The 17131-nt window shown below is 55.8% G+C and carries 11 protein-coding genes; 7 read left to right on the plus strand and 4 right to left on the minus strand.

Annotation, left to right across the window (positions count from 1 at the left end; genetic code table 11):
* Position 1: 1 nt before the first annotated feature.
* Positions 2-1207 carry a cofactor-independent phosphoglycerate mutase gene (locus SH139x_RS17055; protein WP_488350978.1) on the minus strand — a complete coding sequence of 402 codons (1206 nt, stop codon included), beginning with the start codon at positions 1205-1207 and terminating at the stop codon, positions 2-4.
* A gap of 698 nt (positions 1208-1905) precedes the next feature.
* Between SH139x_RS17055 and SH139x_RS17060 the strand changes: the two genes are divergently transcribed.
* The 3 genes from SH139x_RS17060 (at position 1906) to SH139x_RS17070 (ending at position 5966) form a co-directional block, all read left to right on the plus strand.
* Positions 1906-3711 carry a Xaa-Pro dipeptidyl-peptidase gene (locus tag SH139x_RS17060; protein ID WP_488356040.1) on the plus strand — a complete coding sequence of 602 codons (1806 nt, stop codon included), beginning with the start codon at positions 1906-1908 and terminating at the stop codon, positions 3709-3711.
* A gap of 376 nt (positions 3712-4087) precedes the next feature.
* Positions 4088-4231, plus strand: coding sequence for a hypothetical protein (locus SH139x_RS17065; RefSeq protein ID WP_488350979.1), 144 nt, complete (start codon positions 4088-4090; stop codon positions 4229-4231).
* 385 nt (positions 4232-4616) lie between these two features.
* Positions 4617-5966 carry a purple acid phosphatase family protein gene (locus SH139x_RS17070; protein WP_488350980.1) on the plus strand — a complete coding sequence of 450 codons (1350 nt, stop codon included), beginning with the start codon at positions 4617-4619 and terminating at the stop codon, positions 5964-5966.
* Here the strand turns inward: SH139x_RS17070 and SH139x_RS17075 are convergent.
* The gene (locus SH139x_RS17075) at positions 5963-10489 is read right to left on the minus strand and encodes a PVC-type heme-binding CxxCH protein (RefSeq protein WP_488350981.1); all 4527 of its coding nucleotides are present in this window, start codon (positions 10487-10489) and stop codon (positions 5963-5965) included. The two genes, SH139x_RS17070 and SH139x_RS17075, sit on opposite strands and share 4 nt — an antisense overlap.
* A 267-nt stretch (positions 10490-10756) precedes the next feature.
* Between SH139x_RS17075 and SH139x_RS17080 the strand changes: the two genes are divergently transcribed.
* The 4 genes from SH139x_RS17080 to acpS all read left to right on the plus strand — a co-directional run bounded on the left by SH139x_RS17080 (position 10757) and on the right by acpS (position 14420).
* A complete protein-coding gene (locus SH139x_RS17080) occupies positions 10757-12145 on the plus strand; it encodes a TrkH family potassium uptake protein (protein WP_488350982.1) in 1389 nt (462 codons plus the stop codon).
* Between the two features lie 44 nt (positions 12146-12189).
* Positions 12190-12846, plus strand: coding sequence for a potassium channel family protein (locus SH139x_RS17085; RefSeq protein ID WP_488350983.1), 657 nt, complete (start codon positions 12190-12192; stop codon positions 12844-12846).
* 131 nt (positions 12847-12977) lie between these two features.
* Entirely contained in the window at positions 12978-13940 is a 963-nt protein-coding gene (gene trpS / locus SH139x_RS17090) for a tryptophan--tRNA ligase (protein ID WP_488350984.1), read from the plus strand.
* A 96-nt stretch (positions 13941-14036) separates the two neighbouring features.
* Entirely contained in the window at positions 14037-14420 is a 384-nt protein-coding gene (gene acpS / locus SH139x_RS17095; protein ID WP_488350985.1) for a holo-ACP synthase, read from the plus strand.
* 79 nt (positions 14421-14499) lie between these two features.
* Here acpS and SH139x_RS17100 read toward each other — a convergent pair whose 3' ends face one another.
* Both SH139x_RS17100 and SH139x_RS17105 read right to left on the minus strand, forming a co-directional pair.
* Positions 14500-15882, minus strand: a complete 1383-nt coding sequence (locus SH139x_RS17100) for an IS4 family transposase (RefSeq protein WP_488350986.1) — start codon at positions 15880-15882, stop codon at positions 14500-14502.
* Positions 15883-15977: 95 nt separating this feature from the next.
* The gene (locus SH139x_RS17105) at positions 15978-17051 is read right to left on the minus strand and encodes a M14 family metallopeptidase (RefSeq protein WP_488350987.1); all 1074 of its coding nucleotides are present in this window, start codon (positions 17049-17051) and stop codon (positions 15978-15980) included.
* Positions 17052-17131 lie beyond the last annotated feature (80 nt).

Here is a 17131-nt window from a genome sequence, read left to right on the forward strand (position 1 = left end):
GTCAACCTTGGATGAACCGATCCATTAAATCCCAACCGCGCGGCAAACGAAGTTCGCTCTGCTCGGCTTCCCGCTCGCAATACGTCTGCGCTCCATCCGGCTCAATCCCCCGGCCGCACATCGCCAGCGGCACATCGCCGTGGCTATGTTTCTTGGTGGCACACGGAGTGGGGTGGTCGGGAGTTACCAACAGTCGATATTCGCCTTCCGCGGCCAACGCATCGAGCAGCGGGCCGACAATACAACTGTCAATCTGTTCGAGCGCCTCAATCTTTGCATCATGACGCCCTTCGTGCGAGGCCTCATCAGGGGCTTCGATGTGCACGCAGACCAAATCGTACTCCCGCAACGCCTCAATCGCCGCACGCCCTTTGGCGGCATAATCGGTATCCAAATAGCCCGTCGCGCCAACCACTTCAATCCGCGGCCAACCCGCCAACGCGGCGATCCCCCGCAACAGGTCGACGGCGGTGATCATGACCCCCTGGACTCCATATTTGCTGGCGAACGAGGGCAGCGCGGGTGCCCCACCGAGGCCCCACAGCCACAAGTTGGTAACCGGCCGTTTACCCGCTTCGCGCCGGCGTTGGTTCACCGGATGATCACGAAAAATATCGACGCTGCGAGTCATCAAGTCGTTCAGCAAATCGCTGCCCGGCCCGCGCGGGTAATCTTCGGTGACGGGCAAATCGGTTAAGTCGTGCGGTGCTCGCGTTCGCGTTTCGGTGGTGAAAGGCGCCCGCCGCGTCTCGCTACCACGATACAACAGCAAATTGCGATAGCTCACTCCGGGAACAAATTGCAACTGCTCGCTACCCAAAGTCGCCTGCACCGCTTGCAGCAACTCGGTCGCTTCCGCCGTGCTCACGTGGTCGGCGGTAAAGTCGACCATCACCTGGTCCTCGATCGTGACCAAATTACAACGCACAGCCCAGTCGTCCGGTCCCAACTCAATTCCCTGAGCGGCCGCTTCCAAAGGAGCCCGCCCGGTAAAATATTGGTCGGGGTCATAGCCCAACAAGCACAAATTGGCCACTTCCGATCCAGCGGGCAGGTGCGCGGGCGTGTTGTTACTCAACCCCACCATCCCGGTCGCCGCGACGCGATCCATATGCGGCGTGCGGGCAGCTTCTAAAGGTGTTTTACCGGCCAGCTGCTCCATCGGCATGTCTGCACAGCCGTCAGGAATCACAATCGCATACTTCATGACCACTCCGTTCACCCGCTGGGGCGTTTCATATCACAGTTTCCACCGAGCCGCTGCGGCCCAGCACCCTCACAATTTCCACCGAGCCGCTGCGGCCCAGCACCCTGCCAAATCACCTCGCTCGCTGACAGTTTCATAACCGCCCGGAAAATTTGCCACCAGGGGACCACCGCCGCGGAACGCTCAACTTTTGTGTACCTGAAGCGATAGCACCGAGCCATTTATCAACCGAAGTCGCCAGTTTTGGCCCCGCTGCCAGCTGACTCGCGGCTAGGGGCTAGGGGCTAGTGGCTAGTGGCTAGGGGCTAGGGGCTAGGGGCTAGGGGCTAGGGGTTAGGGGCTAGGGCCGTCAGCTCACTAGTCGGGTGGTGGTTGCCGGCAGGTTCCAAAAAAACTCCCCTGTTACTTCCGCAACAAGCTGGGCAAAGTTCTGGTTACAATGTTCAGCGGTCTCGCGGATCGGCGAATGCTTTGATTCCGTTGCTGCTATTTTTCTATTGGCTGCTATTTTTCCTCGCAGAGTTGCCACAACCCTGGCATTGTTTGACATGAGCTCACGTTGTAATCCTGTTTCCGGTACGTCGGATATTTTTTGCCAGCCGCTCCGCAACGGGCGGCCGGATCGGCGCTCTCTATCGCTCGCAGCCAACACGCTGCTTGGCTGCCTGCTGATCGCCATCGGCCCCCTGCCTCAACTGATGGCGACCGCCAGCGACGCGGACGAGCTGGACAACGCGGCAGTGCCGATTTTTAAAGATGGCCTCGCGCAAGAGGTCGAAGGCTTTAAAGACCCCAAGCATTGGTTGCGGCATGACCTCTGGGTAGAGACCGAATTCGACTCCGACGGCGACGGTAAACTCGATCGCGTTCACGTCGCGGTGACCCGCCCGGGGCAAACCGAATCGGCCGGGTTAAAACTGCCCGTGATCTACGTTTCCAGTCCCTACTTTGCTGGCACGGCACCCGGCGACCGTGAATACTTTTGGGACGCGCGTCATGAGTTAGGAGCGGAGCCACCGCAACGATCCTTTCCCCCCGCCTTCGAGCCCAAGGGGAAACGGCCAGTCATCTCTACTTCACATACCCGACAATGGATTCCCCTTGGCTATATCGTTGTCCATAGTAGCTCGCCAGGGACCGGGCTCAGCCAAGGCTGTCCCACAGTCGGCGGCGATAATGAATCACTGGCGCCCAAAGCGGTGATCGATTGGTTGCGTGGACGCGCCAAGGGCTATACCGAAGTCGATGGCACCGAAACGGTCGAAGCCTCATGGTGCTCAGGCAAAATCGGCATGACCGGAACCTCCTACAACGGCACCATTCCGCTCGCCGCGGCGACCACTGGTGTTGAGGGATTGGAGGTCATTATTCCCGTTGCGCCCAACACATCGTACTATCACTACTACCGCTCCAACGGCCTGGTTCGTCACCCGGGTGGCTGGATGGGAGAGGATATCGATGTGCTCTACGATTACATTCACAGCGGCAATCTTGCTCGCCGCGACTGGTGCGATTGCGAAGTTCGCGACCGCGAAATGGCTGAAAATCAAGATCGCATCAGCGGTGACTATAACGACTTCTGGGCTGGACGCGATTACCTCAACGACCTCGCCCCCATGCGGGCCGCCATGCTGATGGCGCACGCTTTCAACGACTGGAACGTCGTCCCCGAGCACAGCATCCGCATCTATGAAAAGGCCAAGGAAATGGGGCTCGTGACTCACCTGTTTATGCATCAAGGTGGTCATGGTGGTGAACCCCCTAAGGAGATGATGAATCGTTGGTTCACCCACTACTTGCATGGTATCGACAACGGCATTGCCGAGTTGCCCAAAGCTTATATCGTTCGCGAAGATGACGCCCGCGATAAACCGACCACTTATGAGGATTACCCCAACCCGGCCGCCGAGCCAGTGACTTTCCAACCAATCGCCGGCGGCCAACAACAAGGCTTGCTGACGCTCTCAAGCCCGGGGCCTCAAGGTCAAGAATCGCTGGTCGATAATTTTTCATTCAGCGGTGCTATCTTAGCGCAAGCGGAATGGACGAATCATCGCCTGCTGTATTCGACTCCCGAACTCTCCGCCCCCTTGCATATCTCCGGAGCGGCCACCTTGCGCATTCGCCTGGCGGCTGACCGTCCGGCGGCGAACCTTTCCGTTTGGTTGGTCTCCTTGCCTTGGAATACTGGCGACAAAGCGAAAATCACTGAGAACATTATCACTCGCGGTTGGGCGGATCCTCAAAACAGCAAATCGATTCGCGAAAGTGAACCGCTCGTACCTGGCCAGTTCTACGATCTCAGCTTTCAACTCCAGCCCGATGATCAAATCATCCCAGCTGGGCAACGCATCGGGTTGATGATTTTTTCCAGTGACAAAGATTTTACTTTGCATCCCGATCCCGGCACTCAATTGACGATTGACCTCGATCAAACGTCCTTGCAATTGCCAATTGTCGGTGGACAATCTGCTTATGAGGCGGCAACTGCCGTCGCCCCATAGGCTGGAGAACCATGAAAACGATACCCTGCTCCTAATGCCCCGACTGTTTATGTCTACGACGATGGCGAGGTGAAGCATGTAATTCCCACCCAGGCATAGCCGCAGGCTATCGCCCAAGTGGGTGGCCATTTCACCGACTTCGCGGACGAACACATTCCCGAGTTGATTGAGAAAGCTGACAAAGGACTGGTTGAGTATTGGCGAAAGGAAATACATCGCCTAATCGATGAAATGGAAGGCTGGGGCAGGAGATTGTTGAAAAGCGACGAGGTAACGAGTCAGGCCTCGAAGTACCGCGAGCGGCTTGAATGATATTTTGAACAAGCGACTACGAGACCTCGAAAATTGAACCGGACAACGACTATGACCAACGACTATGACCAACAAAAAATACGAAAAGCTAAGGGTGTGGTTTCGCGCCGTCTTCGATGCGAAGTGGAATCGCGAGGAGTTGGCGAACTTCGATGATCCGAGGGAGAAGTTTGCTTTCCACATGGCAGACGTTGCCGATAACTTATAGAAACTGGCAAAATCGTATGATGCCAGCGACTGTGACACCGCTTGCCTCGCAAACCAAACGGAGTTGTTCTTCGTTCATTGTGTCCCACACTTGACGGCGGCTGGGCGGATATACGATGAAATTCCGCAGCTATTTGAGGAACAAAAAAGGGTCCATGATTGGAATAGTTTTGTCGATGAGGAAGCAACGAAGTAGCTGATTCGTAGTTGCCCCAGAGGGAACAGTGACCTGAAAGCCAATCTCATGTAAGTTAAGACTTGTTTAATTTGTCGAGCAGGAACCACGCGTCCTGCTTGACTACGGCAAGTTGCCGGCAATAAGGTGTCCGCTCTTGGCAATACCATCGCAATTATCAATTGTAACGTTCTATAAGGTAGCACTGAAGATGTTGAAGACTCGACGCTCGCTGATTGTTGCCTCGCTGCTGTCGGCGGCTTTCGTATTCGCCATCGATGCCAGCACCACCTCCGCACACGAAGGGCACACCAACCCGGTTGCCGTCAAACCGACGGAGATGTATGCCCCCAGTCCCATACCCGACCGCATTGTGTTGACCTGGGCTGACGATCCCACCACCACCCAGTCGGTAACCTGGCGAACCTCCAGCGATGTCCAACAAGCGTATGCGGAGATCGCAGTCGCCACGGGGGATCCAAAATTTGACGCGGCAGCAGTCCGCGTCTACGCCGCTACCGAGGCCCTGGAAACCGACATCAACACGGCCCACTTTCATTCCGTCACCTTTCGCGATCTGCAGCCCGCAACTCGCTATGCTTACCGAGTCGGTGATGGCAACAACTGGAGTGAGTGGCTGCAATTTTCCACTGCTGCAACCGACATCAAAAATTTCTCCTTTATCTACTTTGGCGATGCCCAAAACGACCTCCGCTCGAAATGGTCGCGAGTGATTCGAGAAGCTTACCGCGACGCTCCCAAAGCGGCTTTCTTGCTGCACGCTGGCGATCTGGTCAATCGCGCCGAATCAGATGCCGAGTGGGGAGCTTGGTTTGACGCGGGCAATTTCCTGAACGCCATGATCCCCAACGTGGTCGTTCCCGGAAATCATGAACAAGCACGCTCGTGGTTGGGTGTTCCACGCCTTTCCAATCACTGGCGACCGCAATTCACCCTGCCCGAAAACGGTCCACCAGGGCTGGAAGAAACTTGCTACACGCTGACCTACGGACACCTGCGAATCATCGCTCTTAATTCCAACGAAGACTACGCGGTGCAAGCAGAATGGTTACGCAAAGTGCTCAGCGAAAACACTTCGCAGTGGGTTGTCTGCACCTTCCACCACCCGGTTTTCTCGACCGGCAAGAACCGCGACAACCGTGCGCTTCGCAAAACTTGGAAACCAGTACTGGATGCATTCAAAGTCGACCTCGTCTTGCAGGGGCATGACCACACTTACGGACGCACCGGTTTGACGACTCCCGACGATTTACCAATCACTGTCGAGAACGTACCGACGGGAGTCTCGAAAATTGATGAATCGACAGGCACCGTATATGTTGTCTCCGTCAGCGGTCCCAAGATGTACAGTCTTGATAAAAAACCATTCATGGTGAAAGCGACCAGCAACACGCAGCTCTATCAAGTGATCAAACTCGAAGGTGACACCCTGCACTACGAGGCCCGCACCGCAGTGGGGGAACTTTACGACAAGTTCTCACTGAAAAAGCAACCTGGCGAAGTCAACGAGTTAATCGAATATAAGATTGCCAATCACTAATCGCGGATCCGCCAATTCTTTAGGTAGTTGACCAAATCGGTCATTTGCGGGGGTGTCAATTGTTGCTCGAAGCCCTCTGGCATCAGCGAACGGCCGGTGGCTTGTAACGACTCGATCTGTTCACGATCGAGAGTTTGCGTTTCGCCATTTTGTATCACCAATGTCACTGTGGCGGGGTTCGTGTCCAACAACCGACCCTCGAAAATGCGTCCATCAGTCGTTAGCATGGTATAGGCAAAGTAATCGGCATCGATGGCCATGTTTGGATTTAAGATAGCTGTGATAAGTTCGGCCTCTGTCTCAATGCGAAGGTCTGAGATATTGGGTCCCACGTCATGCCCCACCCCGCCAATGCGATGGCAAGCCGCACAGTGTTGAGCAAACAACTGCCGCCCCGCAGCTAAGGCGCCAGCTGCTAAGTCGCCCGCAGCGGAGCCCGTTTTCATGGCAGCCAGATAAGTGGCTGTCAACTTGCCGCGATCCGACGATTCTATTTTCTCGCTAATCTCGCTCGCCAAGTTTCGGACTTCTGGATTAGCGTGTCGTTTTAATAGGCCCCAAGAGACCGGATCAATGTAACCGACCGGCAAACCGCCGCTGCTGATCGACTCGACTAACATCTCGCCCCAGGCATCTCCGCGGGCCATGGCGGCGATGAGCAAATGGATGCTGGCCGTGGGCAAGTCGGAGAATTGATCCAACAGTGTTTTGGCCGTGTCGGCATCGTCCAGCCGAGCCAATCGCTGAATTGCCGATGCATGGTACTCCGCAGGATATTCCCGCAATACTTGCATGCATAACTCGCTGGCAAGCTGATCGTCTCCGGCTAACGCCAAAGTAAGCGCCCGCTCACGCTCCACCGAGGTTCGCCGTGGATCACCCGCGAGCGGCACAGCGCGTCTTTGGGCTGCCACCCAGGCGGCTCGCGGGAATTCAGCTCCCGCGAAGGGCTCCGTCAAGGACTCAGGCAAGGACTCAGGCAATTTGTCCAACAGATTTGCCATACTGCGGCCCCTTCGATTCATGCCGCTGACATACCGTGCCAGCAGAAAATCGCCGAGTGATGAATCGCTGAACAACTCCGCTTGACTGTCAAGAATCGCCACCAACACTTGCGGCTCCGCTTCCCAACCAGCGCGCTCCACCCAAGGTCCGAGCAGGTCTAACAAAGCTGGTTGTTGAGCAACAGGCAGTCCTGGTGATGTTGCCAGCTCTGCCAACACGGCGGGCAATTGACGTGGGCTAGCCAACGACAAACCGTCGGCCAACCACATGCTATCCTTGTCCTGGACAAGCTCCCGACTGGAACGTCGTACCCATCGAGCCAACTGGGGAGCGGTCGCAGCTTCAGCAAATTGCACCAGCCACTCAAATCGCACGCCGGAATCGGTATCATCACTGCAGCGATCGAGCAACGGAGCCACTGGCGCACTGGCGCGACCGCGAGCCAGCTTTACCGCTTGCCTGCGGACTGCTGGATGCTCATCACTGAAAGCGTTCAGCAAGGTTTGTTGATCGAGAGCATCGCTGGCGGCCAGCAGCCACAATGCTTGGCTTGTGCCGCCGCTTGCTGTGGTTTGCGACTTCATGACACATTCCCTGACATACTGGCGCAAAGCACCGACGATTTGCTCACGCACTTGTGACTCTCCGTCATTCGCTCGTTCATACAACAGCCTTGCCGACGTGTTGCGTCGCCAACGATTCTTATTACCAAGCTGGGAGATCAGTTCGCGAGGCTCGGCATTCTCCAAAGACATACTTTTTAGCGTTGAGTCCGTGGTAGGCTGCGATGTGCCGCTGGGGACGAGTCGATAAATCCGCCCCGCTTGGTCCCCCCAGCGTTTATCGATACTTGCTTTCCAAGCATCTGGCACCCATTGCGGATGCTCAATCACGGCGCGATGCATATCGACGACGTAGATCGCACCGTCGGGCCCGTCCGTTAAATCCACGGGGCGAAACCAAGGATCGGTGGAAGCCAAAAATTCTCGGCCCGGGTGTTCCCGCTTCGTAGTCGGCACCAATCCGAAGCTGGTCGTTCGATAGCGGCAGACGGCGCTGGCGGTCGGTTCACAAACAAAAAAATCATGCTCGAAGTCCGCCGCCAGTAAATCACTCTCATAGCGAAACACACCGCAGGCAGCAGTGAATTGTCCCGCATGTAAATTGCTAGTCGTCCAAGCCTCGGTCAGCGAGAAAACTTGACTAGCTTCCGCGGCCGGAATGACGTCAACAATCCAGTGATCTTGAGGCAACAGCGGATTAGCAGCGACTCGATCTGATGCGGCCAAAATGACTTTAGCCGGATTCCGGTTGGAGCAGACGAAACGATTGCCCAGCGAATCCTGAAAGAAACCAAACTGGCTGTTGCCGGCGACCGCTTGATAACGCCCCCCATCGGGTTGAAATTCAAAATCGCGAGCAGCCAACGCCACGGGCTGCGAAGTCGCTGGCCAACGACCATCGACGGACGTGATCTGGCCCCCTCGCAATCCGCTGGCTACGTGGATCGTATTCTCCAGCGTCCAAGTAGGATGATTCGCGCGCAACTGTTCATTTTCCTCCGCAAAGCCGCTGAACAAATCACGTTGGATATCACACTTTAAATCGCCATCGGCATCAGCCATCCAAGTGACCCGTCCGGCATGCGTGACAACCACGCCGTTGCGAAATGGCATTACACCAGTGGGAAATTCCAAACAGTCCGCGAAAGTGGTTGCTGTTTCATAATGATGATCCCCATCGAGATCTTGCAGCACCTTGATCCGACCACCGAAGTCCGCCGCGCTGCTCGGGCCCGTTGGATAATCGCGCATCTCAACCACCCACATCCGACCCGCCGCATCAAATGCCACGCTGACCGGATCGACGACTTGCGGTTCGCTGGCTACCAGTTGCACGTCAACGCCGGGAATTGAGTTAAATAACCCAACAGCCAGCTGGGGCGGGAAAGCCTGTTGCCGTTGAACTTGCTGAGGCTGAGCAGGTGCTTGCTGGGCTGGTGCTGGTTGCTGATGTAATTGATTCAACATCTCCAACAGTTTACCGCGAAGTTTTGGTTCGGCGTTTTCCTCCAGACAGCTGCTGCGAGCTCGCCAAGTCGTATAACCACCTAGCTCGAAGTGTTCGGGCGGCGGCAAGTAGCCTAAGTAATCGTTCGCCCAACCGATATTCATGGTATCAGGAAACGGACTGTGGCTTTTCAGATGCAAACCGGTGCTGCCATAAATTTCACAAGGGGCGGCAGTGATGGCAAAATCACCAATCCGCAGCGTTTGCAGAACCGCGACGCGAGTTGTCGGCAGTTCGCTGAGCAGAATGGTTTCCCGCGCGTAGACTTCGTGCACATTTTGAGGTAGCCGCTCGTGGAGCCAGGAAGCGGTCACTTCGCGTGCTTTTTCCACTTCAGCGTCGGACGGCATGCGCACGGCCAACGTGAGTTCTTGCTGCGTCATCGCCAGGGGCAGCTGTTGACTCCAATTGTTAATCGACTTGTAGGCGACAGTCGCTTTTTCCATCACCGCGTCGGCCACCTCGGCGGCATCAAAGGGAACCGCTTTGTCTTGACTAAAGTCGATGCAGTTGGCATCCCCGCTGGTGCCGTTGCTCATCAAAGCCACGAATTGTTCATCAACCTGTTGGTCAAGACGGGCGCCGATTTTGCGGCAGAAGTGGCCAAAGTAATCGCTGGAAATGGCTGGTGCGCCGGCGTAATGAGTATTAAAATTACCCAACACCGCCAGTGGTTTTCCAGATTCGGGTGCGCGGAAAGCCAGCACCATCACATCGGTATCAACAGGTCCCACTTTGCGCACTCGATTGGCGTTACCATGACCTGGGTTCATTTGGACTTGATTGGAGTCGCGGCCGGTGAAGGGAATGGTCAGTGCCGTCCCAGGTTTCATTAGCCAGCGTCGACAATAGACGAATCTATCCAAGGACTGGCGGGCCCAACCGACTTCGGCGGGACGCAACCGACGGTTCGCTTCGATGATGGAGTCGGCCAATTGCTGCGTGAGTTGTTGGCGATAGGTTTCCGATGCCTCGCTGCCATGAATTCCCTGCACGGCGGGGACCGAATGCGCGTGGGTCGCCGACACCATCATCTGCTCGACCGGAATGCCCGTTTGCTGCGAGGCGATCGCTTTGGCGGCGTCGACGAGATCGCGGGGCAGCAAACAGGAATCGACGACGGTCAATGATATTTTGATGGCACCCCCTTCGATCACTAAGCTGCGGGCGGCCAGTGGGTCAATCACGCGGTTGGCTAACTGTTGGACAAAGCCGCCATTGACCGGGACCGGAAATTGGCGAGGATCCACATTCTGGACGTATCCACCGACTCGCAAACCGGTCGCTTGCCGGGCGACCTGCTGGACCTCCTCAACTTGGTCAGGTCCCGCTTCACCACTCGCCTCTTGGGCCATGCTCAGAGAAGCGCCCAGCAAGATACTTAGCAGCACGACGGGGGGTAGCAAGCAGGTGAGCAGCACGCAGCGTAGAGTGCGGATCGGTAACATGGTGGGACTCCGTGCGAAGGTGGAAGCGGAGGTTACGGGGTGGGAGTGAGAACAAATGCGGATCATTGTACCCACTCGCTGAGCCTGAAGTGCCTGCGTCGCCCCCCCTCCCATCCGCGGAAACATCCTGGTTACACTGGTCAGCCGGTCCGAAGCGGAAAATGGTGAACAGCTTGGTCGCGTGGTGAGCAACTATTTTTTCGCAATTCAGCACTTCAAGTCAGACAATTTGTGATAGCTCGAGAACGATTCCGACGCCGGAGAGCGGTGAACCGCTGGAGCATCGGTCGTGGTGGCGGAGCGCCGATTTGGCAGCGGATCACTCCGCCCCAGCTCTTTGTGGGGTCATTCGCCTTGGTGATCGCACTTGGAGTGCTGGCACTGAAATTTTTGCCGGGCCTGTACACGGGCGAGCCGCTTGGTTGGCAAGATGCGTTGTTCACATCGACCAGCGCGGTATGTGTCACCGGGTTGATCGTCGTTGATACGGAGACTTACTTTACGATCCGCGGCCAAGCGGTGCTGTTGATTTTGATCCAACTGGGCGGGTTGGGAATACTCGCCTTTACCAGTTTGATCATTTCTTTGTTGGGGGGCCGGTTGTCGCTGAGGGCCGCTTCGCTGACAGGTGAGTCTCGCAAGACTGGGCCGCATGTCGATGTCAGGCGTCTAGCCCGTGACGTGATTCGCTTTACTTTCATCATCGAAGGTCTGGGGGCTTTGGCGTTGTGGCTGCGTTGGGGGCCCAAGTATGGTTGGCAGGAATCGATTTGGCCGGCCGTGTTTCATGCGATCAGCGCCTTTTGCAATGCTGGCTTTTCGACCAATGCAAACTCGTTGATGGGCGAGCGTGAAGATCCCTTTGTGCTCTCCTTCATTATGCTGTTGATCGTGATTGGTGGTATTGGTTTTGTCACGCTGGAAGAATCGTATCTGAGATTCTTAGTTCCCAAAAAGCGTCAGATACGGCGACTCTCCGTGCAAAGTCGCCTAGTCTTAGTAACCACCATTGTGTTGTTGGTGGGAGCTTGGCCAGCCTTTGCCGTGTTTGAATGGAACGCCGGTCTGGCCGGGCTCGAAACGTCGGACAAAGTGATGAATGCTTTGTTCATGAGCACGACTTCGCGAACCGCTGGGTTTAACACCATTGATTACGGTCAAGCAACCGACAGCACCAACTTTTTAACGATCTTGTTGATGACCGTGGGCGGTTCCCCCGGCTCCACGGCGGGCGGCATGAAGACGACCACGTTTGCCTTGATCATGTTGCTTGCTTGGTCACGGATGCGTTCGCATGAGACGACCATTTTTGGCAATCGTTCAATCCCCGAGGATACGATTCAACGGGCGGTAGGTTTGGGAGTGGTGGCCTTCACGGTGGTTGCGTTGGGGGTTTTCGCGTTAGCCACGACGGAACAATATGGCGAAGTTGAGGGCAAATTTTTGCTGCGGATGTTTGAGGCGGTCAGCGCTTTCAACACCGTGGGACTGTCGATGGGTATGACTCCTGATATGTCGGGTGCTGGTAGATGGGTCACGATCGTGCTGATGTTTTTAGGCCGTGTTGGGCCGGTAACTTTTGCCGCGGCGCTGATGGTGCATCGTCCGCGTAAAAGTAACTTTCGTTTTGCCTACGAAGACGTGGTCGTCGGCTGATCCCAATCAATCAACTCAGTAGATTTATAAGATCCGGAGTGACGATGAAAAGATTTGTGGTAATCGGACTGGGAAACTTCGGCGCTAGCGCGGCGGAGTCGTTGAATGCAAAAGGTCACGAAGTTATCGCTGTCGATTTAGACGGCGACGCCATTGATCGAATTGCCCCCTACGTGGCCAAAGCGGCGATGGGTAACGGCACCGACATTCAAACACTCGAACGGATTGGCGTTCGCGATGCCGACGCGGGCGTCATCTCAACCGGAGACGACATCACGGCTAGCATTTTGGCAACGATGGCTCTGCATGATCTGAAAGTCGCCGATGTGTATGTCAAAGTCATCTCCCGCGATCATGCTCGCGTGATGGAGCGGATCGGAGTCACCGAAACGATTTTTCCGGAACGCGATTCGGCCATCAGTTTGGGGACTCGCATTTGCGGTACGGCGCTGCTGAACTATGTGCAACTCGGCACCGGCTTCAGCATCCAAGAAATGGCCGTCCCTCAAGCTTGGAGTGGCAAGAGCATTCGGGATTTACAATTGCGACAGAACTACGATATCACGGTGGTCGCTTTGCACGACGTGCTGACGGACGAAATCTCGTCCTCGCCCGACCCCGATTCGACGCTAAAAGATTCCGACACCCTGTTGGTCGCCGGCAGCGACGAGGCGCTCTCCAAAGCGGCTCAGCTGAAATAGTGCCGCCAGCGAACCGATCTGAGCTTGGACCGGTTTGCAGCGAAACGTTTTTTAGGAACAATTGTTCGCGGACGGGCTGAATCGTTGCGGCTCGCGGTTGCTCATAACTCGTTTACGGTTTTCTGACCACGATGCGTGTCCTTTCTGGGATTCAGCCCACCGGCCGCCCGCACTGGGGCAATTTTTTCGGCGCCATTCGCCAGTATATTGCCCTGCAAGTCGAGCACGATGGCTTTTATTTTGTTGCCGATCTGCACGCCCTGACAACGATCCGAGATCCGGCTGTTTTGCGACAATATACGCTCGACGCCGCACTCGATTTACTAGCCCTGGGGCTCGATCCCAAACAAGCGACGCTGTTCATTCAATCGCATGTCCCCGAGGTCTCCGAGTTGTGCTGGCTCTTGATGACCGGCACCGGAATGGGGCTGCTGGAACGCTGTCACGCTTATAAAGAAAAGAAGGAAAAAGGCATTTTGGCCGATGCGGGATTGTTTACCTATCCGGTGCTGATGAGTGCCGATATCCTGGCTTACGACGCCGATTTGGTCCCCGTTGGCCAAGATCAAATTCAACACATCGAAGTTTGTCGCGACCTGGCTGGCAGCTTTAATAATCGCTATGGCGAGGTCTTCGTGCTCCCCAAAGCCAACGTGCTGAGCGATGCCGCCAAGGTTCCGGGCACCGACGGGGAGAAAATGAGCAAGAGCTACGACAACGTGCTGCCCCTGTTCGGCGAAGAGAAAAAAATCCGCAAGATGATCATGCGAATCGTCACCGACAGCCGCCCCCAAGAGGAGGCCAAGGACCCCGAAACCGATCACCTGTTCCAACTCTTTCGACTCGTCGCCGACCCGGCCGCCGTGGCCGAAATGGCGGCCAAGTATCAAGCGGGTGGTTTTGGTTACGGCGAAGTCAAAAAAGCGTTGGCCGATGCCAGCGAGCAATTTTTTGGCCCCGCTCGTCAACGTCGTGCCGATTTGGAAAACAATCTCGACTACGTGCACGAGGTTCTCGCCGCCGGGGCCACGCGGGCGAGGGAAAAAGCAGCCGAGGTGCTGCTGCGAGCGCAAACGGCCTGCGGACTGCGATAACCAGCGAGTTGCCGTCAGAAGATCATTGTCGGAATCATCCATCAACCAGTGAGGCTCGTCAGCAAGCGAGCCATCCACCCGCCAACTCATGTCACTATGAAGATCTTTGGAATCGGAACCGACATCGTCGAATGCGTGCGGATCGCCAAAATGATCGAGCGGCACGGCGAGTTATTTCTGGATCGAGTCTACACCACTAACGAAGTCCTATACTGCAGCGAAAGAAAAGCAGCCACGCAGCATTACGCGGGACGCTGGGCAGCTAAAGAAGCAGTTCTCAAAGCGCTCGGCACCGGTTGGACACGGGGCATCCAGTGGACCGACATCGAAGTTCGCAACGAACCAGGGGGGAGACCCAGTATCACGCTGGCCGGGGTCGCTCGTGAATTAAGCATAGAAATGGGCATCACCGAAGTGCAAATCAGCATCTCGCATTGCCGCAGCCACGCAACTGCGTACGCGCTCGCTGTGGGGGATTAACCACACAACCGCTGGAGCACGCTTCACCGAGGAACCGGAGGGATGTGCGCCTGCGGCTGACTGTTAAACGCAATACCGTTCAATGAAGCATAACCACTGACTGGTCAAAGGTTTTCGTCAACGGTTCTTGGTTTCGATGTTCGGGGCGGCATTTGTGCCAACGTGACATTTTTCGTTTGATCACGCGTGGGTTGATGCGGTTGCGGCGCGGCGGGATTCGCTCACGACTCATTTCCCAGACCACAGCTGCATACCACTGCGAGAAACTTACTTCGTTGCTCGGATCGCACTCCGGTAATCGAGTCTTGAGTATTTGAAAAGAACCCTTGAACGACAACCGATCAACGTCCATGTTCGCTTCGGTAGCCGCTTCAAGCATTAACGCGCGAACCACGAAATGACCTAGCGACATCGCATACAACTCTTGCTTCAGACCGTCGGTCGTTTCGCTGCGAAGATTCGTTGTCTTCTCGGCCCGACAAGGATCTTGGTGAGTCTTCTGCTCATCAAAGACCATTTCTTCTTCCCAGCGTTCGTGGTACTCCATAATCAGTTCCATGGCCGGAAACTCCATCGGGTCCATCAGGTTGGTCATCAATCGATGAACTTCATCGTGACCGACACGCTGAGGGTCATCAAGCTTGTACTCGATCACTCGGACTAGGATGCCTTGTTTGTCATTTTCGCGATACCAGTTGCTCGGATAAACCTTTGCCAAGAAGGATCCATCGTCGAAGCATTTGATCGGTTTGAACACCATCGACTTTTGAATGCGAACAAGCAATTTGTGCTTCTCATGCAGTAATTTCCAGTGTTTGTAGCTAAAAAAGCCCCTGTCTTCGTACAGTAACGCGTCTTCGGGAATACGATCCCATAGCTGCTCGACCAGCTTCTTTTCGGAGTCTTTCCAACCGCCGTAAACAAATGCGAACTCGATGTGAGTTCCGAGTTCGACAAGACTGACTTTACGGACTTGAGGAAAGGGGGCTGCGCCACGACTTCCTGACGAGCGTCCAAGATGCTGATGCGCATCGCAATCAGGCAACTCGAGAACCGTACCATCGATCGCGACCCGGCGCATACCGCGATAGAACGCACCAGGCGTCTGCGGCGTGGCCAATGGGCGGACCACTAAACTGTGCAAGGCAACGAGTGGTTCGCTCCCAAGTCGTTGACGCGCTATACATAGGCTGGACCTAGCTGGCGATTCTTCTCCGTGCCGCAGCCGACGGCAGGCTTTGAAGACTTGACGGATAGGAAGCTCAGTGAAAAGGCCCATTGCCAATACGACCCAAATCATCACTTCGTTGGTCAGCGTGCAGGACCGCTTGGTCTGCTTGCCGGTATCGGCGAGTGCTCGCTCTACAAGTTCAGGTGCAATGATCTTTTCAAGTCCAGCAATCCGATCTAAAATCCTACCGTTGACTTCCGAAGAGAGGTCAGAGCATCCTTGCCCGTTCATGTCGCGGCTCCTTGCGAGGTTGGTTGGTGAGACAACCTAACTCTAGCAGGAGCCGCGATTTACATAAACATTGAACGGTATTGCTGTTAAACGACTCATGCCCAGATTGCGGTTGCCGCCTGAGCGATGATATGCGCGGAGGAATGCATGACTTTATCGCGCCAAACCTGGTCGCGCGGACAAAAGCACTCTAACAACTCGGCCTTCGCTGCCCAATACGTTTGCTCCCCCCGAGAACCATGATGATGCGCCCGGTTCTCCTCCCGGATTGCTCCCAGCACGCGGAGCACGCCGTAGGTGCCAAACTCGGCGGTCACAAAACGGTATTCGCGGCTGGCAAAATGGTGCTGTAGCCACTCACCAAATCCTCCCGAAGTGGCGTAAGCAGTGGGGTTGATTGAGCTGGGAGCATCAATCACCTCGCGGCCAAATGTTCGCGCATACCAGGAGTCAGCCGCAGCCTCAGACGAGTGATCAAGCAAAAGCTTGTAGGTTGCGAACGGTCCCAATCCGGTGTGAAAATCGAGGTGCACGATCCGCGCTGCGTCAGCTATCCAATCATCGCAGTGCGCGGCGATCACGCGCGTCGATTCGGCGGGCCCCCGCCCGCCAAAGAAAATGCCCCGAGGATACTCGTACTGCCCTCCCGCAATCGCCTGCTTCAATGCTTGCAAGCCATGTCGCCAAATGCTGCCTATTGCTTTTAGTCGAAACAACTCAAACTTCGCCGGAGGGGTGGTGGGATTTAAGAAAGGGTCCAGCCGCGCGTAGCCAGTCGGCGACCCTCGATAGCCATCTCGCTCAAGCAGAAAATTGCGATTGAGATCAATGTTCTCTTCGTTGAAGCGGCGGAGTCGGGAGAATCCGTACGGGTTCACTCCATGAATCAAGACGTACCGCAAATCGCCAGGTAAACCGGCCGCCTGCAGGTGGGTCAGCAAAGCGACTTGAGCGGCCGACCCCAGAAAGCCCTCGACTCCGTGAACCCCCGAAGAAGTCACCAAGGCGGGCGCGTCGGCTGGTCCTAGCACGGCGACGTCAATGGTTAAATCTTCGCAGTGTTCTGCCGCGACTGGGTACGAAAATAAAGTCGCGGCAACCGCTTCCGCCGCAGCTCTAAATTTGCCCCGCGCCTCCACATATGTGGCGGAAAAATAACTCGTACTCATCGACGCCCCTCCCCTCAGATGCTGATCCGCACCAGCATACCCATCTTATCCGCTAGCGACGACACCACGACTAACCGCCG

This window comes from Kothea flammea, assembly GCF_052161645.1.
Classification (GTDB): domain Bacteria; phylum Planctomycetota; class Planctomycetia; order Pirellulales; family Pirellulaceae; genus Laterigemmans.

Bases quoted from the DNA above. Each gene is read 5' to 3' on its own strand.
- SH139x_RS17055 (WP_488350978.1), bottom strand. From the start codon at position 1,207: ATGAAGTATGCGATTGTGATTCCTGACGGCTGTGCAGACATGCCGATG.
- SH139x_RS17105 (WP_488350987.1), bottom strand. From the start codon at position 17,051: ATGAGTACGAGTTATTTTTCCGCCACATATGTGGAGGCGCGGGGCAAA.
- SH139x_RS17075 (WP_488350981.1), bottom strand. From the start codon at position 10,489: ATGTTACCGATCCGCACTCTACGCTGCGTGCTGCTCACCTGCTTGCTA.
- trpS (WP_488350984.1), top strand. From the start codon at position 12,978: ATGCGTGTCCTTTCTGGGATTCAGCCCACCGGCCGCCCGCACTGGGGC.
- acpS (WP_488350985.1), top strand. From the start codon at position 14,037: ATGAAGATCTTTGGAATCGGAACCGACATCGTCGAATGCGTGCGGATC.
- SH139x_RS17070 (WP_488350980.1), top strand. From the start codon at position 4,617: ATGTTGAAGACTCGACGCTCGCTGATTGTTGCCTCGCTGCTGTCGGCG.
- SH139x_RS17085 (WP_488350983.1), top strand. From the start codon at position 12,190: ATGAAAAGATTTGTGGTAATCGGACTGGGAAACTTCGGCGCTAGCGCG.
- SH139x_RS17100 (WP_488350986.1), bottom strand. From the start codon at position 15,882: ATGAACGGGCAAGGATGCTCTGACCTCTCTTCGGAAGTCAACGGTAGG.
- SH139x_RS17060 (WP_488356040.1), top strand. From the start codon at position 1,906: ATGGCGACCGCCAGCGACGCGGACGAGCTGGACAACGCGGCAGTGCCG.
- SH139x_RS17065 (WP_488350979.1), top strand. From the start codon at position 4,088: ATGACCAACAAAAAATACGAAAAGCTAAGGGTGTGGTTTCGCGCCGTC.